This window comes from Ensifer adhaerens, assembly GCF_028993555.1.
Classification (GTDB): Bacteria; Pseudomonadota; Alphaproteobacteria; order Rhizobiales; family Rhizobiaceae; genus Ensifer; species Ensifer adhaerens_I.
This window is the reverse complement of record NZ_CP118610.1, coordinates 3488565-3511360: the sequence shown is the minus strand read 5'-3', so window position 1 is coordinate 3511360 and position 22796 is coordinate 3488565. Positions and strand designations below refer to the sequence as shown.

Below are 22796 nucleotides of genomic sequence, written 5' to 3'. Positions count from 1 at the left end.
AATTTGCGGTTTGCGCCGAGTCGGCAACGCGAAAAACAAAGGCCACCCTGCCATATGCAGGGCGGCCCTTGGGATAGCTTGTCGTCTGGTGCCGGCTCAGGCGGCCAGTTCTTCGACTTCGCGTTCCTTGAACATGCGCGCCAGATTGAGAAAGCAGATCATGCCGTTTTCGTTTGCGATGATGCCTTCGGCAAAGCTCTTGTCGAAGGATGCCGTTACTTCCGGCACCGGTTGCACCTGGCTGCCCTGAACGGTGAGGATGTCGGAGACGCGATCGACGACGAGGCCGATGACCATGTTGTGCACTTCGGCGACGACGATGGCGCTGCGTTCGTTGGCCGTGGTCGACTTCATGCCGAGCTTGTGGGCGAGATCGATGATCGGGATGACCGTGCCACGCAGGTTCATGACACCGATCACTTCCGGCGGCGAATGCGGGATTGGGGTGGAGGGCGCCCAGCCGCGGATTTCGCGGATCGTCGTCGTCTTGACGCAGAATTCCTGATCGTGGAGGCGGAACGCAATGATTTCCAGCGTCTCGCCGTCAAACCCGGCCGTCCTGAGTGTGCTTGTCATCGAAGGTCCTTCCAGCTTTCCGGTCGACGCCCATGGGCGCGACATCGCCAAACTCGAGATATCTCCGCATGGCTGCCGGCGCACGGGAGCGCGGCGATGGTCCATTGGGGAGAGATCCTTACAGTCCGCCGATCACATCCGGCGGGGCGCAGCTGCATCATGCGCGGAGGAACCGCTTTGCGCTTTGGGAAGGGACTATAGGCCGGGATTCGTTAAGACTTGCTTTTGCAAGTGCTTAGTGCAGTTCCAGGAAAAGTGTGAAGCGGTTTTCCGTCCGGAATTGCGTCGCTTCAAGGACGATCTGCCCCGAAAATGATCGGGGCAGATCGGATCTACAGCACCGCGCGTCTTATCAGACGCGCAAAGGTCGCTGTAGCACTTTGAATTTGCTGCATATTTTTGTCCTTAAATCGGAGACGATTTAAGGAAACATGCAGTAGCATCAGGCGGAGGCGAGGACGGCCGCGAACTGCTCGACGGCCCAGTCCACCTGATCGGGGGTGATGACGAGCGGCGGTGCGATGCGGATGGTGTCGCCGTGGGTGTCCTTGGCGAGGATGCCGCGCTCCTTCAGCGCTTCGCAATATTTGCGGGCGCCGCCGGCTTCCGGTACCAGTTCCACCGCCAGCATCAGGCCGCGACCGCGCACTTCCTTGATGATGTTGGAACGGATGTCGGTGAGGCCCTTCTGGAAGCGCTCGCCCATCTTTGCCGAATTCTCGATCATACCTTCCTCGGTCAGCGCCTTCAGCGCCGCACGGGCGATGGCGCAGGCGAGCGGGTTGCCGCCGAAGGTCGAACCGTGCTGGCCGGGCTTCAGGACACCCAGCACTTCGGAGTTCGAAAGCACGGCCGAGACCGGGTAGAAGCCACCGGAGAGCGCCTTGCCGATCAGCGTCACGTCGGCCTCGATGGCTTCGTGCTCTTCGGCGAGCAGCTTGCCGGTGCGGCCAAGGCCGGTCTGGATTTCGTCGAGGATCAGCGTGATGCCGTGCTTGGTGCAGAGTTCGCGGACCGTCGTGAAGTAGCCGACTGGTGGGACGATGACGCCGGCTTCGCCCTGGATCGGCTCGACCAGGAACGCAACCGTGTTTTCGTTGATCGCTGCGCGGAAGGCGTCGATGTCGCCGAAGGGCACGACCTTGAAGCCCGGCGCGAAGGGACCAAAGCCGGTACGGGCGTCCGGATCGGTCGAGAAGCCGACGATGCCCATGGTGCGGCCGTGGAAGTTGTTGGAGCAGACGATGATCTCGGCCTTGTTCTCGGCCACGCCCTTGACCTCGTAACCCCACTTGCGCACCGCCTTGACGGCAGTTTCGACGGCCTCGGCGCCCGAGTTCATCGGCAGCACCTTGTGCGAGCCGGTCAGCGCTGCGATTTCCTCATAGAAATGCGCGAGCTGGTCGTTGCGGAAGGCGCGGGAGGTGAGCGTCAGCTTCTGCGCCTGCTCCATCATCGCCTTCAGGATTTTCGGATGGCAGTGGCCCTGGTTGACCGCGGAGTAGGCCGAAAGGCAATCGAGGTAGCGATTGCCCTCCATGTCCCAGACATAGACGCCTTCGCCGCGCGAAAGCACCACGTCGAGCGGCTTGTAGTTATGCGCGCCGAGCCGGTATTCGGTTTCGATCAGGGCTGCCGTCGTATTCATACATCGTCCTCCAGTGTTTTCTATCTCAGGCGCTGCGGGTCGGCCGGTCGAGCACGCGGCGACCGAAGAGGCTCGCCGTCAGTTCGACCAGGATGCGCGCGCTCTTGCCGCGGTCATCGAGGAAGGGGTTGAGCTCGACGACGTCGAGCGAGGAGACCAGCCCGCTTTCCCAGAGCATTTCCATGATCAGGTGCGCTTCGCGGAAGGTTGCGCCGCCGGGCACGGTGGTACCGACGCCCGGCGCCAGTTCCGGATCCATGAAATCGACGTCGAGGCTGACATGCAGCAGGCCGTTGGCGGCGCGCACCTCTTCGAGGATCTGGCGCATGATGTGGGCCATGCCGAGCTCGTCGACGGCGCGCATGTCATAGACGCGTACGCCATGTTCGGTGATCTCTTCGCGCTCGCGGTCGTCGACCGAGCGGATACCGACCTGGAAGACCTTCTTCGGATCGACGAACGGTCGGTCGGCCGGCAGAATCGGAGCGAACTCCGCTTGGCCACAGAAGTAGGCAACCGGCATGCCGTGCATGTTGCCGGACGGCGAGGTCGACGGCGAGTTGAAATCGGCATGCGCATCGAGCCAGAGCACGAAGAGCGGCCGGCCGACTTCGGCGGCGTAACGCGCCATGCCGGAGACGCTGCCCATGGAGAGCGCGTGGTCGCCGCCGAGGATGATCGGGAAGTGGCCCTTGCGAACCGTGTCGTGGACGGAATCATGCAGCGCGCGGGCGAAGGCGCCGACGATCTGCAGGTTGTTGGCGCCCGGGTGGTTGGCGAGGTCGCGGGCCGGCAGCGGCTTGACGTCGCCGTCGTCGTGAACCGTGTGGCCGAGGTCGCGCAGCACCGTGTCGATGCCGGCGATGCGCAGCGCCGTCGGCCCCATGGCCGCGCCGCGTCGTCCAGAACCTTCCTCGATGGGTGCGCCGATCAGCGTGATGGTCGTCATATCCGCCCGATTCCTTCTCAAGATAAATCCGTATGTTCCCGGTTGGGATCGCGCGGATTATGGCCAAAATGCGTGTCAGCAAAAAGATGGAAAACTGCCGATTAGTGAGATAAAATCGACAGATTGATAAGTGCGTTCTTACAAAGTGACAGCCGATGGATGATCTCGATCAGGCGCTCATCAGCGCCTTGCGCCAGAATGCGCGCATCCCCGTTTCAACGCTATCGGAAATGACGGGCGTATCGCGTGCAACCGTTGCTGCCCGCATCGACAGGCTCGTCGCCAATGGCACGATCGCTGCCTTTACCATCCGCACCGGCGCGGAAATTCCGGCGTCCGGGGTCCGGGCCGTGGTGATGATCGAGGTGCACGGAAAGATGGCCGACCGCGTTGCCGAACAGTTGCGGGGCCTGCCGCAGGTCCGGGCGCTGCACAGTACCAATGGCCGCTGGGACTTCATCGCCGAACTCGAGGACCGTGATCTCGTCTCCTTCGACGAGACGTTGCGGCGCATCCGCCTGATCGACGGCATCACGGTCACGGAGACGAATATCCTGTTGAAAACCAGCAAGATGACCGGCGCATTCTGATTGTTTTTCCCCGCCCTGAACCGGTAACGAAATCAGGCCTCAGAGGCGAATTGTTCTTGCTTTGTTCTCGTGTTCCGCTATGATGTCGGCCTCACCCAAGATGGAGGATGTCATGGTTGCCAATGGCGGCAGGCTTGCCGATCGGCAGATCTGTGTGAAGCTGTTTGTCAGGCATGGCGACGAGGATCGCGCCATCGCCTTTTACCGCGAGGCGCTTGGCGCCGAGCTTTTGCAGCGGCACGAATGGCCGAGCGGGATCCTGACGAGTGCGGACTTAAGGATCGGGGAATCGGTCTTCCGGATTGCCGGGGCGAACCCGCGCCGCGATGCGGAACCCAAGCTTGGGGGGCCGCGCTCGCCGCATGCGCTGGGTACCACGGCGGTGATCCTCGAACTGCACGTGCGGGATGTCGATCGTGTCATCGGCCGGGCGATCGGCGCCGGGGCCAGTCTGCGCAATCCGGCCGAGACGTTGTCGACCGGCGATCGCGTCGGCGCCTTCATCGATCCCTTCGGCCATATCTGGGCCTTGTTCAACGCCATCGAGGATGCCGACATCGTCGACCTCAGCATCGAGGCCCGCAACGCCGCCTGAGGCGTTGCGGGTCTTTCGTCGTATTACTTGCGGTGACTTGGCACCAGGACAAGGGTCTTCCGGAAGCGGGGCCTTTCGCAGGCGATCAGAAGAACTCGTCAAGCAGGCAGTAGAAATCGCGCCTTTCCGCATCGTCCCGGTCGACGCCGTAGCGTGCCAGAAACGGCTGCACCCATTCTTCACCGAGATTGTGGGCGATGCTGCGGCAGGCAAGCGCGATGTCCTGATAGGGATCGGCGACACCGAGCCGGCTGCAGTCGATGAAGCCGGAAAGCCGGCCGTTCTTCTCGATGATGTTCGGCAGGCAGGCGTCGCCATGGGTCACGGCGAGCCTGCCGGTCGAAGGGATGCGGGCTTGCAACTCGGCAAAGAGATCTGTCGCCGTGCGGCCGAGCCGTGCTTCGTCGAAATCGCTTTCATCGATCACGCCGGCTTGGGTGCGCGTTCTCGCGATGGCGACGCGTTTTTCGATCCGGTGATCGAAGGGGCAATCGCTGACATCCAGTGCATGCAAGCGCTTCAGGGCATCCGCAAGGACGACGATCCGGTCCTTGGGCGACAGGTTCGTCGAGGCAAGGTCCGTGCCCTCGACCGCCTGCAGCAGCAGCCAGTTCGTGTGCGTTTCGAAGGCGCAGGCGATCACCTGCGGACAGGGCATGCCATGTGATCCCAGCCAATCGAGCCGCGCCGCTTCGTCGACGAATTCGCTGAAGGAGCCAGCAGCCTCGACTTTCAGCACCAGCATCGGGCGATCCGGCGCCTTCAATAGAAAAATGCTTGAGTCCGACTGTCCAAGCACATCCCGGTTCCATTGATACCCGGCGACAAGCGGAAGGAGCGGGTGGGGCAGTTCGGGATGCGGAAAATGAGACAACAAGATAACCACCTGAAAAACGACTGAAACAGAAAGCGCCGCGACCACGGCCAGATGCCGATGTAGGTTTGGGAAAGTGGCAACTCCACGCGCCGATAGTACAAGTTTCGCCCGACCCGTCGCATGATGCGCCGATCGCGGTGCGCCTTCGTCAGATCTCCGCCAAAACTTCGCAAATACCGCTTGAGCCGAACCCAAGGTCATACCTTAGACGATGTTTCGAGGAGGTCCGCATGGGCATGAATAACAATGAACTTCTGTCGGCCGCCGAATGCGCCGAACGGCTCGGCCTCACGATCCGTGCGCTCAGAGTCTATGAGGACCGCGGGCTGATAACGCCGCGGCGCACGGAGAAGAGCTGGCGGCTCTATGGCGCCGCCGAGATTGAAAGGCTCACGGAAATCCTGGCGTTGAAACGCCTTGGGCTCAGCCTCACCCGAATGACCGAACTCCTCGCCGGCACGGCGCCTCGGGCAAACGCTTGCCGTCCAGCAATCGGCGCTTTCCGACCTGCGCGACCGCGTCGACAACAGCCTGTCGTTGATCGGTGCGGCCCTTCAAAAGATCAACAAAGGCGACGCCGTCTCGATCAACGAACTCATAACACTCGCCAAGGCGACTGGGATGACCGACCTATCACCCGATGCCGTCGCGTGGCGGCGTTACGAGCAGACGCGACCGCGCCACGAAATTCCATTCGATCCGGAAAAGCACGGCGCCCTCGTCGGCGCGTTTCAACTGGACAATGGCGATGTGCTGACGGTCAGGCTCCGCGAGAATGTCCTGTCGGCGCAGATGGCTGGGCAAAGCGCTGTCGATATTTACCCGGAGGCTCGGGATGCCTTCTTCTACCGTGTGGTGGACGCGCAACTTACCTTCGAACGCGACGGTGCCGGGTGTGCCGCGAGTGTCGTCCTACACCAGCACGGGCACGAACTGACCGCCAAGCGCATCGACGAGACAACGGCGCAGGCCCTGGCCGACGGTCTGGAAAAGCGGGTGAAGGAGAAGATCCCGTTTCCAAACAGTGAGCACCTGCTTCGCCGCATCATTTCCGAGCATCAGCGTGGCATGCCCGACTACGAGGCGATGATCGCCCCGCTCGCTGAGTTGGCGCGACAGCAGGCCCAGGCAATCAAAGCTGACTTCGAGCGTCTGGGGCCGCTGCAGTCGCTGACGTTCAAGGGCGTGCTGTCGGACGGCGGCTGGGATGTCTACGACGTGCGCTTTGCTGAAGGCGCGCTGGGATGCGGCTTTACCCTGGCGGCCAACGGCAAATTCAGCGGCATCTATTTTCGACCGGCACTGTAGGATGACCGCGGCCGATTTTTGAGGCGGGTCACCCTGAAGAAATCAAGCCCGCGGATCGGGATCGATCCGCGGGCTTCTTAAATCCGTCTGCCGGGCAGCGTGCCTTTGCGCCGGCCACCGCTCAATATTCCTTTTCGAAGAAGATACCGCCCGATGCGGAACCGTCGCCGGCGGCCGAGCCCTTGAGCTTCACGCCCTTACCGACATCGAGATTGATGACCGCTTTGCTGGAGGAGGAATCTGAGCCCTGCTGCAGCTCGATATAGGTCCGGTCGTTGAGGTATTTACCGGCGCGCACGGAGGCGCCGCCGTGTTCGTCGGTGGTGACGTCGAGATCGTCGACGCCGAGCTTGTTGCGCAGGCCGTCGAGCAGCGACGTCGAGCCGCCGCCGGCCAACTGGCTGACGGCAGAGGCGAGCTGCGCGATCTGGAAGGCGGAGAGGTTCGACAGCGACCGGTTGAAGATCAGCTGCGCCAAAATCTCGTCCTGCGGCAGCGCCGGTGACGACGAAAAGCCGATCTGCGGATTGTTGGCGAGGCCTGCGACCGAGACGGTGATCGTCGTCGCGCCGACGCTCGAAGTTGCCTTGAGGTCGAGCGTCGGGATGAGGTCGCCGCCGAAGCCGATATTGCCGTCGGTGAAGGTCAGGCGCTTGCCCAGGATCTCGAGGCGCCCGCGGCGCATTTCGAAGCCGCCGGAAACGATTGGCTGCACGGCTGTGCCGCGGATCGTCAGATTGCCGGCGAGTTCGGCGTCAATGCCGCGGCCACGCACGAAGACCTGATGGGCGGCAACGCCGAGATCGAAGGCGATGACGCCGCTGGCATTGGCGCCGGCGGCCGGCACCTCGTCCTTGCGCAGGTCCTTGACCATCTGCTGCACCTTGGGCGGCGCATTCTTGTGCTTGATGTCGATCGCCGAAAGCGAGGTCGGTAACTTCTCCGGAATGGTGATCGACGCCTTGCGGATCGTCACCTTGCCGCCGAGCGTCGGCGTCGCGACCAAAGGCCCGGTCAGTGTCATTTCGCCCGCGAGGTTGGCGTTGAACAGCGTGCCGTCGACATAGGTTGCGTTGTTCAGGCGGATCGTCAGATTGGCCGGAAAGCCGGAGCCGGGAACCGTGCCGACAGTGCCTGTCGCCTCGACCGAGCCGCCGGTCGCGAGATTGGCCGACAGCTTCGAGATCGTCGCCTGCTTGCCGTCGAGCGCGACATTGGCCGTCAGGTCGTTCAGCGCCAGGTTGCGACGCACGTCGACCAGGCGGCCGCCAGCCGTGGTCAGAGTGCCGGCGATTTGTGGCGCCTTGGCTGAACCGGAAATGGCGACGTCGATGTTGGCCTGACCTGTCAGCGTGAAGCCTTTTTCCGCCATCAGGTTGGCAATGAGGGCAAAGGGCAGGTTGCCGTTGAATTTCATTGCAATCGGCATGTTGCCGCCGATATCGACATTGCCGCCGCCCCTGAAGGACAGGCCCCCGGCGCCCGAAAGCGTCGTGTCGAGCGTTACCCTGTTGTTGGCGAACTTGCCGTTGGCTGCGATGTCGAAGGCGGCGACCCCGGCGGTGCGGGCGGCGGCGAGCGAGGCGCCAGCCCATCTGAGATCGTAGGCGACAACGGGTGCGGATGCTGTGCCATCGACATCGACGGTGCCGGCGATCGTGCCCTCGGCGCCGAGGTCCGGCGCAAAGGCGTTGACCAGGGCTGCGGGCAGCGCATTGAGCTTGGCCGTGATGTCGAGCTTTTCGCCGGCCGTTCCGTTGACGGCGATGGTACCCTTCGAGGCCTGGATCGTCAGCGTGTTGAGGCGGACGGTGCCGTTTTCGATGGCGATGACCGTCGGCTGCGCGAGCTTCAGCGGGATGCCCTTCGGGGTCGCGCCGAAGGAGGCGAGGCGAATTTCCGTGCGTCCCTTTGCACTTGTGAGATCGCCTTTAGCCGTGAGCGGGCCACCGTCATATTTGCCGTCGATCGAAAAGCCGGTGCGCCCCGCCTGCTGCTGGAAATCGACGGCGAGGCCGGTAACGCGGTTGGCGCCTTGCGCAATGGTCTCTGCTCGGACGCTGCCCTTGATGGCAAGGGCTGCGACATCGGAGATCGTGATATCGGCGGTCGGCTTGGCAATCGTCAGGGCATCGCGCTTGATGCCGCTGCCGCCGGCCTTGACGACGACGGAAGTGATGCCATTCGTGGTCTTGATCGCGGCCGACCCGTTGAGATCGCCGGAGGCCTTCTGTCCGGCCATGGCGGCCAGCAGGCCGAGATCGGGCAGGTTGAAATCGATCGTGCCGTCCGGTTTGAAATCAGGGGTGAAACTGATCGCGCCGGTGAGCTTGTTCTCGCCGACCTTTGCTTCGAGCACGGGGATTGCGGTGCGGCCGTCCTTGGAGACGACGTCGGCCTTGACGTCGATGGCTTGGCCGTCGAGCGCGCCGGTCGCGGTCAGGCTTGCCTGCGGGCTCGATGGGTTGGCCTTCGCGTCAGCCTTGATCGTGAGGTCGCTGAGGGTGCGTCCGGCCAGGGTGGCGCCGCTCGAGGTCAGTTCGGCCTTGATGCCGAGTTCGGCAAGCGGGCCGGTCACGGCTGCGGTGAATTCGGCCTCACCCTTCGCGTCAGCCAGAAGCTTGCCGAGATTGGGAAGTTTCCCCTTGAGATCGGTGGTCAGTTGCCCCTGAGCCATGGCGACGGTGCCTGCAGCCTCGATCGTGCTCGACTTGAGTTCGAGGCCCTCGACGGTGACGCTGCCGTCGTTCGCCGTCTTCACTTCGCCGGCAAGCGCGATGGTGCCGTCGAACTTTGCCGCGGCGGCCGGCGGCAGGGCCCCTGGAACGGCAAAGAGCTTGAATGCGGCGGCAACGGTGTTTTCTTCACGCGAGAAGGTGCCGCTGATCGAGCCGCCGATGCCGGGGCTTTCGATCGTCACCGGATCGAAGCTGACGCTTTCCCGGGTCACCGCAAGGCTGGCATCCACCTTCATCGGCGCCTGGACCAGCCGGGCGAGATTGGCGTCTTTGAAGCCGGCCTCGCCCACTTCGAGCACGGTCTTCACCGGACCCGACTGGGCCTGGAGATTGAAGCCGTCGCTGCGCGCTGAAAGCTTGATGGAACCGAGCGCAACATCCGGCAGCGCGACCGAGGCGACGTCGGCGGCGAGATCGAGGATTGCGGCTTCAGCATCGCCGATCAGCGACAGGTTGACGGCGTTGATCTTTGCCTGCGCCTCGCCCTTCTGCAGCGGCCAGCGGAAGTCGATCGCGCCATTGGTGCCGGCGAGCCGTGCCTGCAGATTGTTGTCGCCCTTGCTGTCGAAGGTGCCGAAGGCGCCAAAGGTGAGCGCGCCGGTCGCGATCTGCCCCTTGTCGACGCGGACCATGCCCTGGCCGTTGAATGCGGCCGCGACGTCGATGCTGGTCTCGCCCTCGAACATTGGTCGCAGTGCCGGCGGCATCAGCGAACCGAGACCGCCGCCACCCGTCACGGTGAGCCGGTGCATGCCGTCGGGTGTCTGGACGTGGCGACCGTCAAGTTTGAGGATCTCGCTGCCATCGAGTGCTGCCGTTGCGGTGCCGGCCCAATCGGAAAGCGGCCCTTGGCCGGTCAGCCTGATGTTGACCGCAGGCTCGTTGGGCAGGCGAAGGAGTTTCGCGAGCACGCCGTTGTTGGGCTCGTCGACGGTTGCCTCCAGCTTCAGTTCGTTGCCGGCCGGGTTGAAGACGATGTCGGCGACGGCGCGGGCTTCCGGCCGGTCGCGCTGGGCGGCGGTGAGGCCAAGGGCGATGCTCTCGTTGGTCGCATTGATCTTGCCGCTGGCTGTCAGGAACTGGTCTTCGCCGGTGATCGCCTTGCCGATGACGATCTCCTTGAGATCGATTGCATCGATCTTGACGTCGACGGGAAGCACGAAGGTCGACCGCACTTCCTTGGTCTCGGTCGAGGGGATCGGCAGGCGCTCGACACGCACCGAACTGGCTGAGATTGCCGCGGCGTCGAAGCGGAAGGAGAGAAGGGCTGCAGGCGACCAGTTCAACTTGAGGTCGCGGACCTCCGCATAGACCCCCTCGCCGTCGAAAAGCGTGATGCTTCCGGCTGCAAACTCACCCGTCAGAAGCGGGCTTGGGTCGGTGATCCGCACGATCTGGTCAGGCGTTGCCGCATATTTCTCGATTGCCCAGGCGACGAGGCGGGCGCCTGGTGTCGTGAAGCCCACGAAGGCGACGAGGAGGAGGGCAACGACCGCAATCACGCCAAGCACACGAAGGCCATAGCGCAGCGTCGCGCGAAGGAAGCGGACGACCTGATTCATGCTCTACCCTTAGCGCAAGTTGCGCTGCAGCGGAATCGCCGCAAGCCGAAACTATCGATAGATGAGGGCAATTTGCCGGAACTGGCTGGAAAACCGGCTTGAATCAGAAGGATTGGCCGATACCGGCGTAAATCCCGTACTTGGTGCCGCCGGGATACTTGTTGAGCGGCACGGCAAAATCGAGGCGGATCGGTCCGAAGGGCGTCGCATAGCGCAGCCCGATGCCGGCGCCGGCGCGAATGTCGGAGAAATCGGGCGTCGTTTTCGCCGACACCGTGCCGGCGTCGATGAAGGGTACGACGCCGATCGTGTCGGTGATGGCGATGCGGGCTTCGAGCGAGGCGTTGACATAGGAACGCCCGCCGGTCTCCCGGTTTTCGGAATTGCGCGGGCCGATCTCCTGGTAGGAGTAGCCGCGCACGGAACCGCCGCCGCCGAGATAGAAGCGACGGTTCGCCGGAATATCCTCAAGCCCGCTGCCGCCGACCAGCACGCCGGCGCCAACCTTGCCCGCGAGAACGAAACGCTTCTCGTCGCCGAGCGCATGGTAACCCGATGCCGACGCTTCGAAGGACGAGAAGAAGGTCTGCCCCTTAATCTCGTAGCTCGGCTTGGCGTTGATCATCGCCCGATAGCCTTCGGTGGCGTTGAGCTTGTCGTTACGGGTGTCGCGCACATATTCGAGCGGAATGGCGGCGGTCAGATAGGAATTTTGGCCGAAGGCATCGTCGATGTTCGCCCAGCTCAACTCGCCGCCGCCGGAGACGGTGTCGGTATCCGAGAGTTCGAACGTGGCGCCGGCCGCACCCGTCAGGATCTTCGCGCGGTAGGCGTCCGGATCCTGGATGTTGGCCTTGAGGCTGGCGGTAAAGGTCGAGGCGGGGCCGAAGGCGCCGGGCTTTGCGAAGAGGACGCCGAGCGAATAGTCGAGCTTGTCCAGTTCCTTCGTCTCGCCGATGCGGTCGACCGAGCCTTCGATGCGCAGCGATTCCGCCCGCCCGAAGAGATTGCGGTGCCCCCAATATCCCGAGAGACCCAAGCCATCCGTGGTCGAAACCTGGGCGCCGAAGCCGAAATACTTATGCTTGCCCTCGGAGACCTCGATCTTCATCGGGATCGAGCCGTCGGGTGACAGCGTGTTGGCTTCCTTGATCGTCACGCTCGAAAACACGCCGAGCTGGCGCAATCGCTCGGATGCCTTGCGGATATCCTCGGGCGAGTAGGGCCGGCCTTCGTTGAGGCGCGAATAGTCGCGCACGAAAGCGGGATCGACGGTCTTGGTTCCCGACACGCTGACATCGCCGACGGGTGCTACCGGCCCACCGCTTGCGCCGATGACGACGTCGACGGTGGAAGTGGCGTGGTTGGCGACGGCGCTGCGTTCGGTAAGCTTGGCGAGCGGTCGCCCCTGCTCGCGCAGGTCGTTCACGACCTTTTCTCCAGCCTTGATGATCAGGGTCGAATCGGCACGGGCGCCGGTAGGCAGGCCATAGTTGTCCGGATTGAAACCGACCGCATCACCCTCGAACCTGACGGAACCGACCTTGAAGACCGGGCCTGGTGTGACGGTGACGGTTACCGGGATTGGCTTGCCGTCCGGGAAGGCGGGATCAGGCGGCAGGCTGTCGATGTCCTGACCGTTGACGCGGATCGCCACGGTGCCGCCGTAGCGGGCCTTTTCATACAGTGCTGCCAGCAGCCGGTCGCGATCGTCGCGCGCGCGGATGGCAAGACCGAGATCGCCAGACACAGGCTTTTCCTGGCCCTGGACCAGCTGCGAGCTGTTTTCCAGCGCTTCCTTCAGTTCCTTGTCTTCAGTGCCGGCGTCGAAGGTAAGCGTGTAGTTGACCGGGTCGATGACCAGCGCTTCCTCTTCGTCGCTCTCGAAGAACTTCATGCCGAAGAGTTTGAAGGCATGGGCATTTTTGGCTGAAATCGGGCCGAGCGCGCACGAGACGGCCACTGCGAGTGCAGTCGCTGCCTTCCAGTACGCAATACTCGACCGTGGTGGGGACATTCGCTTCCGCATCCCGTCTTCAGGCGACCCAATACAAACTGCCTGCTTATGCGGCCGGGTCAATATTGCATGCCTAAGGTTTTCCATCTGTTAACGATGACAGCCGGCTGCATCCACCCCTGATGCCGATTTTCGGTGCCGTTTTCCTGCAAAAAGCTCCGAAATGTTGTCGGTGCAGCACAACCTTAGGCTCCGGATGGGCTGTTGCCAGCCCGGCGCACCGGGATTCTGCCGGGCGCTTGACTGGCCTTGCCTGCGGTTTGTCGGGCCTAGGCGGCTTCCGGCAGTGCCCGCAACTGCGGCACGCGGGAGGCTATGATCACGAGGAACTGGACCAGGAAACCGCTAGCGGCGACGGCAAGGCACGCCTCGACCCCGAAGCGCGCGGCGACGACGGCTCCGAGCGCTGCGCCGATCGGCCGCGCGCCGAAGGTGGCTGTGGTGATGAAGGCGGAAACCCGGCCCAACATCGCATTCGGAGTGACGGCCTGGCGCAAGGTGAGGGTGGCGATCGACCAGAGCACCGGGCCAGCACCAAACAGAAAGAAGCTCAGTCCGGCCAGGGCGCCGGAGGGAAACCAGATCGTCGAGAGCATCACCGTTGCCGCCGCCAAGCCGCCGAGCGGACCAAGCGTAATCATCACGCCGAAGGGGACACGGCGGGCGATGGCGGGTGCGGCGAATGCGCCGATCATCATGCCGGCGCCATATATTCCGATGGTAATGCCGACGCCCGTTGCGGTGAGGCCGATGGTTTGAATGGCATAGGCGACGTAGACCGCCTGCAGCACGAACCAGGCCGTGTTGAAGACGATGGCAGTCACGAGAATGGGCCTGAGCAGCGAGTGCCCGGCAAGGAACTGCGCGCCTTCGATCAGATCTTGAAGGAGTTTACGCTTGGGGCTGGTCGGTTGGTGATGGTCACTGAGGCCGGCAAGCAGGACGACGGAGAGAAGAGAAAGGCATGTGGCGGCGACATAGGCGAACGATGCGCCCGTCCATGCCACGATGGCGCCGCCGATCGCCGGCCCGCCCGAATAGGCAAGGCTGCGGGCAAGTTCCAGCCAGCGGTTGGCATCGGCCAGTTGGGCGCGGGGGACGATCGCCGGAACGAGGGCGGGGGCGGCGACGTTGTAGCAAACGGTGCCGATGGCGCCGACGAAACCCATCAAGCCGAGAAGCGGCAGGGTCAGCAGGCCGCTGACCATCAGAAGCAGCGTGGCAACCAGCGACAGCGCGCGCAGCATTTCCGACGAGACCATCAGCCTGCGCCGCGAGGCGCGATCGGCAATGAGGCCGGCGGGAATGGCGAGCAGCAGGAACGGAAGCGTCTGGGCCATTTGCAGCCATCCGGTTTCCGCCGGGCCGGCTGCAAGCAGAAGCACCGCGGCGAGCGGGGCGGCGGCCAGCGCCATCTGCTCGGAGAACTGTGCAAAAAGATTGGACCAACCGATCCGCTTGAAGGCTGGCGGCAATGGATTGCTGGGTATTTTCGACATGAAACGGCCTCGATGATGATACTTCGAGGAGCAGACGCATTTGCGCGACCGATAACCACCCGGTTTGCGCGCGCCGGATCATTTCTTGGGGCGCATGCCTCGCTTCGCCGGCTTCCGGCACGAAAAACCCCCTCAGGCTTTGCGCCATGAGGGGGTAAATGGTTCCTGCGGAGAGCTCGCGCTACGCCGAAGGGCGATCGACTTCGCTACGCCTTAGCGCGGGCAGGAGTCGATGTAGCGGCGGCCGTAGCGGTCGCGGTAGTAGCACTGGCCAGGCTGCTCGGTGACGTTGCCGATGACTGCGCCGGAAACGCCGCCGATGGCTGCGCCGACCGCTGCGCCACGGACGTCGCCGGTGACCGCGCCGCCAATGATCGCGCCGGAAACGGCACCGATGCCAGCACCTTTTTCCGTCTGGGTGCAGCTTGCGACCGACAGGGCGACCAGCACAAGTGCGATGGCTTTCTTCATTTTGTCCTCTCCGATCTCGACGGATCTGAGCGTCCGCTCAGCCCGTCTCTTGGATGATGGCGGAGCCGGGCTCATCCCGCTCCACCTGAACTTGCAAACCGGAAAATACGCGGCCACCCATGAATGTCCACTGGGGCGGCGGCGCTTTCTTCCGCGTGCAAGATAATGATATCGTTCCTGAACGGGACATGAAGGCTCAGTTCCCCGAGATACAACCCGCGTGGAAAAATTTTGTCGTCCGGCGGGCGGTAGCGGTTGCGGCATTCCAAAAAAAGACAAATGATACAAACAAGCCTGCGAAATCCGGAGGAGCGGATCCGTGGGCGACGGGCATCGATATCAGTTGGCGCGTACCCTAGTCGCGTGAACCATCTCACCCGACTTTTCGGCCGCGCTCGTGTTGGCATTGACCGACCCCGGAGGAGCGAAATGGCGAAAGTGACAATGACGGTCAACGGCCGTCAGGTGAGCGGTCATTGCGACGACCGCACATTGCTGGTGCAATTCATACGCGAAAATCTTAGACTGACCGGAACCCATGTCGGCTGCGACACCTCGCAGTGCGGCGCCTGCGTCATCCATATGGATGGAAAATCGGTCAAGAGCTGTTCCATCCTAGCCGCACAGGCGGCCGGATCCACGATCACCACCATTGAAGGATTGGCGGCGGACGGCGAACTCCATCCGGTGCAGGCGGCGTTCAAGGCCAATCACGGCCTGCAATGCGGCTTCTGCACGCCAGGCATGGTGATGACAGCCGTCGACATGATCCGAAGGCACCAGGGGCAATTGGACGAGGCGACGGTGCGGGCCGAGCTCGAAGGCAACATCTGTCGTTGCACCGGCTACCACAATATCGTCAAGGCGATCCTTGCCGCCGCCGCCGAGATGAGCGGCGCCCGCGTGGCCGCAGAGTAGCGGTAGATAGGGGGCGGGACCTCGCCCCGAAAGCATGTCATCGAAGGACTGTCGCTGGATATCTCGGGAGGAGGTAGGCAATGGGCGTTGAAGGCATCGGCGCGCGGGTTGCGCGCAAGGAAGACAAGCGGTTCCTGACCGGCAAGGGCCGCTATACGGACGACATGTCCGTGCCGGGCATGAAATATGCGGTTTTCGTGCGCAGCCCGCATGCGCATGCGAAGATCGTGAAGGTGGACGCGTCTGCCGCCAAGGGCATGCCTGGCGTGATCGACGTGCTCGACGGCAAGCAGATTCTCGCCGACGGCATCGGCAATCTGATCTGCGGCTGGATGATCCACTCCAAGGATGGAACGCCGATGAAGATGGGTGCCTGGCGGCCCTTGGCGCACGAGACCGTGCGTTACGTCGGCGATGCCGTGGCGATCGTCGTTGCCGACAGCGTGGCTGAGGCGCGCGATGCGGCCGAAGCGGTCGTCGTCGATTACCAGGAACTTCCCGTCGTGATCGATGCGTCGAAAGCGCTCGAGGCTGGCCAGCCGCAGCTGCATCCTGAAGCTCCAAACAACCTGATCTTCGACTGGCAGATCGGCGACGAAACGGCGACCGACAAGGCGATCGCAGCGGCGGCCCATGTCACCGAGGTCACGATCCACAACAACCGGCTTTCGCCCAATCCAATGGAACCGCGCGCAGCACTCGGCATCTATGACGCCGGCGACGACCACTACACCTGCTACACCACCAGCCAGAACCCGCATGTGGCGCGGCTGGTCATGAGTGCCTTCTATAATGTCGCTCCGGAAAACAAGCTCAGGGTGATCGCACCCGATGTCGGCGGCGGCTTCGGCTCGAAGATCTACATCTATCCCGAAGAAATCGTCTGTCTCTGGGCGTCGAGGCGCACTGGCGTGCCGGTCAAGTGGACGTCGGATCGGACCGAGGCGTTCCTGACGGACGCCCATGGCCGCGACCACGTGTCCAAGGTGAAGATGGCCTTCGATGCGAACAATCGCATCATCGGGCTCAAGGTCGACACGATCGCCAATCTCGGCGCCTACATGTCGCTCTTCTCCTCGGCGGTGCCGACCTATCTCTATGCAACGCTGCTTTCCGGCCAGTACGACATTCCGGCGATCCACGCCAATGTGCGCACCGTCTACACCAACACCGCGCCTGTCGATGCCTATCGCGGTGCCGGTCGGCCGGAGGCGACCTATCTGCTCGAGCGCACCATGGAGACGGCGGCGCGCGAACTCGGCGTCTCGCCGGCCGAGCTGCGTCGGGCCAACTTCATCCGCTCCTTCCCGCACCAGACGCCGGTGATCATGAACTATGACGCCGGCGACTACGAGGCGTCGCTGAATGCGGCGATGCAGGCGGCCGACTGGAACGGCTTTGCTACCCGCAAGGCGGAAGCGGAGCGTCGCGGCATGAAGCGCGGTATCGGGATGAGCTGCTATATCGAGGCCTGCGGCATCGCCCCGTCGGCTGCGGTCGGTTCGCTCGGCGCCGGCGTCGGGCTTTGGGAATCGGCCGAGGTGCGGGTCAATGCGGTCGGGACGATCGAAGTATTGACCGGTTCGCACAGCCACGGCCAGGGCCACGAGACGACCTTTGCCCAGCTTGTCGCCGATCGCTTCGGCGTGCCGCTCGACAGCGTCAACATCGTGCACGGCGATACCGACAAGGTGCAGATGGGCATGGGCACCTACGGCTCGCGCTCCGGTGCCGTCGGCATGTCGGCGGTGGTCAAGGCGCTCGACAAGGTCGAGGCCAAGGCCAAGAAGATCGCCGCTCATCTGATGGAAGCGGATGAGAGCGACATCGTCATCGAGAACGGCGAACTGAAGGTTGCCGGTACCGACAAGGCGGTGCCGTGGTTCCAGATGGCGCTTGCCGCCTATACCGCCCACAACCTGCCCGCGGGCATGGAGCCGGGCTTGAAGGAAGGCGCCTTCTACGATCCCGCCAACTTCACCTTCCCGGCCGGCTGCTACATCTGCGAGGTGGAGGTCGATCCCGATACGGGCCGAACCAAGATCGTGCAGTTCGTCGCCGCCGACGACTTCGGCAACATCATCAACCCGATGATCGTCGAGGGGCAGGTGCATGGCGGCATTGCCCAGGGCATCGGCCAGGCGCTGCTCGAAGGCGTGCACTACGACCCCTCCGGCCAGCTGCTGACGGCAAGCTACATGGACTACGCCATGCCGCGCGCCGACGATCTGCCGTCGTTCCAGGTCTCCACCTCGAACACGCCGTGCCCGAACAATCCCTTGGGGATCAAGGGGTGCGGCGAGGCGGGGGCGATCGGTTCGCCGCCGGCGCTGATCAACGCCATCACCGATGCCATCGGCAACAACGCGCTCACCATGCCGGCGACACCTCAGAAGGTGTGGGCGGCAGCGCACGCGGCCAAGTGAACGGGAGGACACCCATATGTACGAGACCCAATATTACCGGGCGTCCTCTATCCAGGATGCCGTCAGCAGAATGGAAGCGGCTGGCGAGGGCAAGTATGTTTCCGGCGGGATGACGCTGATCCCGACGATGAAGCAGCGGCTGGCGGCACCGAGCGACCTGATCGATCTCCGGCATATCGCCGAGATGCAGGGCATGACGGTCTCTGGCCGGTCAGTGCGGATCGGCGCCGCCACGACACACTACGACGTGGCGTCGTCGGCGGCGCTCAAAGCCGTCTGTCCGGCGATCTGCAGCCTTGCCAGCCATATCGGCGACCCGCATGTGCGCCACATGGGCACGATCGGCGGTTCCATCGCCAACAACGACCCGGCGGCCGACTATCCGGCGGCGATGCTGGCGCTCGGTGCGACGATCGTGACCAACAGACGTGAGATCGTGGCGGATGATTTCTTCGTTGGGCTCTTCGAAACGGCCCTCGAGGACAGCGAGATCATCATTGCCATCGCCTTCGACGCGCCTGCGAAGGCTGCCTACCAGAAGTTCGCCAACCCGGCGTCGCGCTATGCAATGACCGGTGTGTTCGTCGCGCGACGGGACAATGGCGACGTCCGGGTGGCTGTTACCGGCGCGGGAGCGAACGGCGTGTTCCGGCATGGCGATATGGAAGCGGCACTCGTCGCCAACTGGTCGCCCGATGCGCTCAGCAGCGTCAGCGTCGATGCTTCGGAACTGCTCTCCGACATTCACGCCGATGCGGCCTACCGCGCCAATCTGGTGAAGGTCATGGCCAAGCGCGCCGTGGCAGCGGCCTGAGCGGCGTGGGGTGCCACCAAACAGACAGCAAAAAAGGGGACGGCTTCGGTCGTCCTTTTTTCATCCTTGCTTGACTTCGATCAAGCTTGAAGGGATGAACATGCGCTAAGGCTTTCTTTGGAATGTTTCAAAACTAGCGTTGTCTCGGTTGAAACGCTTTCACTGAAAGCAGCGAAGATGCTCTGGATCAAAAATGCTAGATCATCTCGGATGCAATCATTGGGCGGGCAGCGCTTGAAGGGCCTTTTGCCGCAGTTGGCAGATGCCGAGCATTCCGAGGTTGACCCCAGGTCGCTTTGATTGAAGAAAAGCGACCGGGCACTGGAGAAAATGATGGATTTCGAGAATTTCTTTAAGAACGAGCTGGACGGGCTGCATCAGGAAGGCCGCTACCGGGTTTTCGCAGACCTCGCCCGTCATCGCGGCCAATTCCCGAAGGCAGCGCGCCACACGGCTGCAGGCGTTCAGGAAGTCACCGTCTGGTGTTCGAACGACTATCTCGGCATGGGCCAGCATTCCGTTGTCACCGAGGCGATGAAGCACGCCATCGACGAATGCGGTGCCGGCGCCGGAGGTACCCGCAACATCTCCGGTACCAACCACTACCACGTCCTGCTTGAGCGCGAGCTCGCGGACCTGCACGGCAAGGAATCGGCGCTGCTGTTCACCTCGGGCTACGTGTCCAACTGGGCCGCACTCGGCACGCTCTGTTCGAAGATTCCTGGCGTCATCGTCTTCTCGGACGCCGGGAATCACGCTTCGATGATCGAGGGGATCCGTCACTCCAAGTGCGAACGCGTCATCTTCAAACACAATTCGGTCGCTGACCTCGAAGCCAAGCTCGCCGCTGCCGATCCGCGCGCGCCGAAGCTTATCGCGTTCGAATCCGTCTACTCGATGGATGGCGACATCGCGCCGATCAAGGAATTCTGTGACCTCGCCGACAAGTACGGCGCCATGACCTATCTCGACGAGGTGCATGCCGTCGGCATGTACGGTCCTCGCGGCGGCGGCATTGCCGAGCGCGAAGGCCTGATGCACCGCCTGACGGTGATCGAAGGCACGCTCGGCAAGGCCTTCGGCGTCATGGGCGGTTATATCACCGGCTCGGCGGCGCTCTGCGATTTCATCCGCTCGTTCGCATCCGGCTTCATCTTCACGACGGCGCTGCCGCCGACGCTTGCCGCCGGTGCACTCGCCTCGATCCGTCACCTGAAGGAAAGCCAGGTCGAACGTTTCGCGCATCAGGAGCGCGTCCGTCGTCTGCGCTCGTTGCTCGACCAGCGTGGCATTCCGCACATGCCGAACCCGAGCCATATCGTGCCGGTCATGGTTGGCGACGCGGCCAAGTGCAAGTGGATCTCCGATCTGCTGCTCGACAATTTCGGCGTCTACGTGCAGCCGATCAACTATCCGACGGTGCCGAAGAAGACCGAGCGCCTGCGCATCACCCCGACGCCGCTGCATTCGGATGCCGACATCGACCATCTCGTCGGCGCGCTGCATTCGCTGTGGTCGCGCTGTGCGCTGGCCCGCGCGGTCGCCTGAGGCGATCGCTGGCTCAGGCTGGCACTGAAAGCTAGAACTTACTGAAGCAGCCCGGCCGCCAAGTGCCGGGCTTTTTCGTCGGCGGCGAAAACATCGTCCATCGTTGCGGCCGCCGGCAGGTGGGCGAGCTTGTCCATGACCTTTTCGACGATTTCGGCCATGGCGAGAAAGCCGGTGCGGCCGGCGATGAAGGCGTCGAGCGCCGTTTCCTTGGCGCCGTTGAGCACGGCCCCCTGCACTCCGCCTTCGACCATCGCGCGGCGTGCGAGACGGATTGCGGGAAAGCGCACTTCGTCCGGCGCTTCGAAATCGAGGCGGGAGAGCTTGGCGAAATCGAGCCGCTCGATCGGCAGGCTGCAGCGGCTCGGATAGGCGAGCGCATAGCCGATAGCCGTGCGCATGTCCGGGCAGCCGAGCTGTGCGAGCACCGAGCCATCGGTATAGCCGACCATCGAGTGGATCACCGACTGCGGATGCACGATCACCTCGACCTGCTCGGGTTCAAGCGCGAAGAGATGTTTGGCCTCGATCATCTCCAGCGCCTTGTTGAACATCGAGGCACTGTCGATCGAGATTTTCAGGCCCATCGACCAGTTCGGATGGGCACGTGCGACATCGGCGGTCACGTGCCGCATCTCTTCCAGCGACTTGGTGCGGAACGGCCCACCCGAAGCCGTCAGGATGATGCGCTCGACCGCATGGCGCTGGTGCTCCTCCAGAACCTGGAAGATGGCGTTGTGTTCGCTGTCGACAGGCAGCAGACGTCCGCCGCCCTTCTTCACCGCCTCGATGAACAGGCTGCCGGCGGAAACCAGGCACTCCTTGTTGGCAAGGGCAATGTCGGCGCCGCGGCTGGCCGCCGCGAGAGTGGGCGCCAGGCCGGCATTGCCGACGATCGCCGCCATCACCCAGTCAGCGTCACGCTCGGCGGCCTCGATCAGGCCGCTCCTGCCGGCGGCAACCGCAATGCCGGTGCCGGCAAGTGCTGCCTTCAGGTTTTCGTACTGGTTTTCGTTGGCGGTGACCGCGAGTTCGGCGCCGACCTTAACAGCCTGTTCGGCAAGCAGAGGAATGTTGCCGTTGCCGGTGACTGCGACCACGTCGAAGCGCTCGCGGCCGCCCAGACGCTCGATGACGTCGAGCGTGTTGGTGCCGATCGAACCGGTCGAGCCGAGAATCGTCAGTCGGCGTTTCGCACTGTCGCGGGATGCCATGCCAATACCCATGTTCTTTTTTTCGGAGGCAATGCACGCGGCGAGTCGCGGATGCAGCGCATGATCTGGTTCAGATCGGTCCGAGTTTTTTATGTTGTGCGCTAGAGCATCCTGCCTTCAAGTGGAATCACTTGAGGGCAGAACGATGCTCTACCATCAAAGTGCTAGAGCGTCCTTTGTGCGTTCAAATGAACGCACGGCGCTCTAGGCTCTACAGGCGAATTCCGCCGGCAACAAGGGCGTGGTCTTCAATCCGTCTCGCGCACGGGCTAAGAATCGGATCTGCTATTTGAGTCGAAGCCTGAAGGAGTTCGCGATGCTGAAAGCGATTGCCGCCGTTTCCTGCGCCTGCGTGACGATCGAAGTGGCGTCTATGCAGCCTGTCGCCGCCGAAAACGTGCCGACGCCGCTGGTCGCCACCTGGCTTGCCGAAGACATTGGCGGCGGCGGGGTGATCGACAACCTTCAGTCGACGCTGGAAATCCGCGAAGACGGCACCTATGGCGGCATGGCCGGGTGCAACCATTTCACCGGCACCTTCAGCCTGTCGGGCAAGAAAATCACCTTTGGTCCTGCCGCGTCGACGCGCAAGATGTGCGTACCGGCGGTGATGGATCAGGAGCGGAAGTTCCTCGATGCGCTGCGCAGCGAGCTCACCTGGACGGTGGAGGGTACGAAGCTCATCCTTGCCAAACAGGGCGGGGCTACTGCCATGAGGCTTGCCTCGATGGCCGCAAGCGCCGAAGAGGTTGATGTGACGATCCGGGTTCCGGGCGCGGGTTCCGTGGATCGGCAATCGGTGCGCTACGACTGCGGCGGCAAGGTGGTGGAGGCGGAATACATCAATGCCGGACCGGTCTCGCTGGTGACCTTCACCATCGACGGCACCTTCGTCGTGGCGTCGAACGTGATCTCGGGCTCGGGCGCCAAATATGCCGGTGGCCAGTACATCTGGTGGACCAAGGGTGACGAGGCGACGCTGTTCGATGCGACGAAGGGCGAAGGGGATCAGGGGATCGCCTGCAAGCCTGCCTCCTGACACCGAC

The 22796-nt window shown here is 63.1% G+C and carries 18 protein-coding genes and 1 pseudogene; 10 read left to right on the top strand and 9 right to left on the bottom strand.

The features are described 5' to 3' along the window. Nucleotides 1-96 precede the first annotated feature (96 nt). From PWG15_RS16985 to rocF, 3 genes are all read right to left on the bottom strand, one after another. Complete coding sequence (locus PWG15_RS16985; protein ID WP_057255050.1) at nucleotides 97-576, bottom strand: chemotaxis protein CheW; 480 nt, start codon at nucleotides 574-576, stop codon at nucleotides 97-99. A gap of 442 nt (nucleotides 577-1018) precedes the next feature. Further along, nucleotides 1019-2224 carry an ornithine--oxo-acid transaminase gene (rocD, locus tag PWG15_RS16980; RefSeq protein WP_275021695.1) on the bottom strand — a complete coding sequence of 402 codons (1206 nt, stop codon included), beginning with the start codon at nucleotides 2222-2224 and terminating at the stop codon, nucleotides 1019-1021. Between the two features lie 25 nt (nucleotides 2225-2249). After that, on the bottom strand, nucleotides 2250-3173 hold the full coding sequence (gene rocF / locus PWG15_RS16975) for an arginase (RefSeq protein WP_275021694.1): 924 nt from the start codon (nucleotides 3171-3173) through the stop codon (nucleotides 2250-2252). 155 nt (nucleotides 3174-3328) lie between these two features. Between rocF and PWG15_RS16970 the strand changes: the two genes are divergently transcribed. Together PWG15_RS16970 and PWG15_RS16965 are read left to right on the top strand one after the other, a co-directional pair. Then, on the top strand, nucleotides 3329-3763 hold the full coding sequence (locus PWG15_RS16970; protein ID WP_173517699.1) for an Lrp/AsnC family transcriptional regulator: 435 nt from the start codon (nucleotides 3329-3331) through the stop codon (nucleotides 3761-3763). 112 nt (nucleotides 3764-3875) lie between these two features. Next, on the top strand, nucleotides 3876-4358 hold the full coding sequence (locus PWG15_RS16965; protein WP_173517698.1) for a VOC family protein: 483 nt from the start codon (nucleotides 3876-3878) through the stop codon (nucleotides 4356-4358). Between the two features lie 85 nt (nucleotides 4359-4443). On the opposite strand, the gene PWG15_RS16960 is transcribed toward PWG15_RS16965, so the two are convergent. Then, nucleotides 4444-5235, bottom strand: coding sequence for an APH(3') family aminoglycoside O-phosphotransferase (locus PWG15_RS16960; RefSeq protein ID WP_425536711.1), 792 nt, complete (start codon nucleotides 5233-5235; stop codon nucleotides 4444-4446). Nucleotides 5236-5465: 230 nt separating this feature from the next. Between PWG15_RS16960 and PWG15_RS16955 the strand changes: the two are divergent. Beyond that, nucleotides 5466-5630 (top strand): annotated as a pseudogene (locus tag PWG15_RS16955) (MerR family transcriptional regulator); the annotation flags it as partial. A gap of 142 nt (nucleotides 5631-5772) precedes the next feature. Further along, nucleotides 5773-6543: a transcriptional regulator gene (locus tag PWG15_RS16950; protein WP_275024487.1), complete on the top strand. Its 771-nt coding sequence runs from the start codon at nucleotides 5773-5775 to the stop codon at nucleotides 6541-6543. Nucleotides 6544-6664: 121 nt separating this feature from the next. Here the strand turns inward: PWG15_RS16950 and PWG15_RS16945 are convergent, their stop codons facing one another. The 4 genes from PWG15_RS16945 to PWG15_RS16930 all read right to left on the bottom strand — a co-directional run bounded on the left by PWG15_RS16945 (nucleotide 6665) and on the right by PWG15_RS16930 (nucleotide 14830). Further along, on the bottom strand, nucleotides 6665-10843 hold the full coding sequence (locus PWG15_RS16945) for a translocation/assembly module TamB domain-containing protein (RefSeq protein ID WP_275021693.1): 4179 nt from the start codon (nucleotides 10841-10843) through the stop codon (nucleotides 6665-6667). A 103-nt stretch (nucleotides 10844-10946) separates the two neighbouring features. After that, nucleotides 10947-12860, bottom strand: a complete 1914-nt coding sequence (locus PWG15_RS16940; protein ID WP_275021692.1) for an autotransporter assembly complex protein TamA — start codon at nucleotides 12858-12860, stop codon at nucleotides 10947-10949. Between the two features lie 269 nt (nucleotides 12861-13129). Then, nucleotides 13130-14359, bottom strand: coding sequence for an MFS transporter (locus PWG15_RS16935; protein WP_275021691.1), 1230 nt, complete (start codon nucleotides 14357-14359; stop codon nucleotides 13130-13132). Nucleotides 14360-14572: 213 nt separating this feature from the next. Then, the gene (locus tag PWG15_RS16930) at nucleotides 14573-14830 is read right to left on the bottom strand and encodes a YMGG-like glycine zipper-containing protein (RefSeq protein WP_058321762.1); all 258 of its coding nucleotides are present in this window, start codon (nucleotides 14828-14830) and stop codon (nucleotides 14573-14575) included. Between the two features lie 119 nt (nucleotides 14831-14949). Between PWG15_RS16930 and PWG15_RS16925 the strand changes: the two genes are divergently transcribed. The 5 genes from PWG15_RS16925 (at nucleotide 14950) to hemA (ending at nucleotide 20536) form a co-directional block, all read left to right on the top strand. Continuing rightward, nucleotides 14950-15189: a hypothetical protein gene (locus tag PWG15_RS16925; protein WP_275021690.1), complete on the top strand. Its 240-nt coding sequence runs from the start codon at nucleotides 14950-14952 to the stop codon at nucleotides 15187-15189. 70 nt (nucleotides 15190-15259) lie between these two features. Then, on the top strand, nucleotides 15260-15748 hold the full coding sequence (locus PWG15_RS16920) for a (2Fe-2S)-binding protein (RefSeq protein ID WP_275021689.1): 489 nt from the start codon (nucleotides 15260-15262) through the stop codon (nucleotides 15746-15748). Nucleotides 15749-15828: 80 nt separating this feature from the next. After that, complete coding sequence (locus PWG15_RS16915; protein ID WP_275021688.1) at nucleotides 15829-18174, top strand: xanthine dehydrogenase family protein molybdopterin-binding subunit; 2346 nt, start codon at nucleotides 15829-15831, stop codon at nucleotides 18172-18174. A 16-nt stretch (nucleotides 18175-18190) separates the two neighbouring features. Then, complete coding sequence (locus PWG15_RS16910; RefSeq protein ID WP_275021687.1) at nucleotides 18191-18988, top strand: FAD binding domain-containing protein; 798 nt, start codon at nucleotides 18191-18193, stop codon at nucleotides 18986-18988. A gap of 333 nt (nucleotides 18989-19321) precedes the next feature. After that, nucleotides 19322-20536 carry a 5-aminolevulinate synthase gene (hemA, locus tag PWG15_RS16905; protein ID WP_275021686.1) on the top strand — a complete coding sequence of 405 codons (1215 nt, stop codon included), beginning with the start codon at nucleotides 19322-19324 and terminating at the stop codon, nucleotides 20534-20536. A 38-nt stretch (nucleotides 20537-20574) separates the two neighbouring features. Here hemA and dxr read toward each other — a convergent pair whose 3' ends face one another. Continuing rightward, nucleotides 20575-21750, bottom strand: a complete 1176-nt coding sequence (dxr, locus tag PWG15_RS16900) for a 1-deoxy-D-xylulose-5-phosphate reductoisomerase (protein WP_275021685.1) — start codon at nucleotides 21748-21750, stop codon at nucleotides 20575-20577. A 316-nt stretch (nucleotides 21751-22066) separates the two neighbouring features. Here dxr and PWG15_RS16895 point away from each other — a divergent pair, with 316 nt between their 5' ends. Beyond that, nucleotides 22067-22789, top strand: coding sequence for an META domain-containing protein (locus PWG15_RS16895; RefSeq protein ID WP_275021684.1), 723 nt, complete (start codon nucleotides 22067-22069; stop codon nucleotides 22787-22789). Nucleotides 22790-22796: the final 7 nt, after the last annotated feature.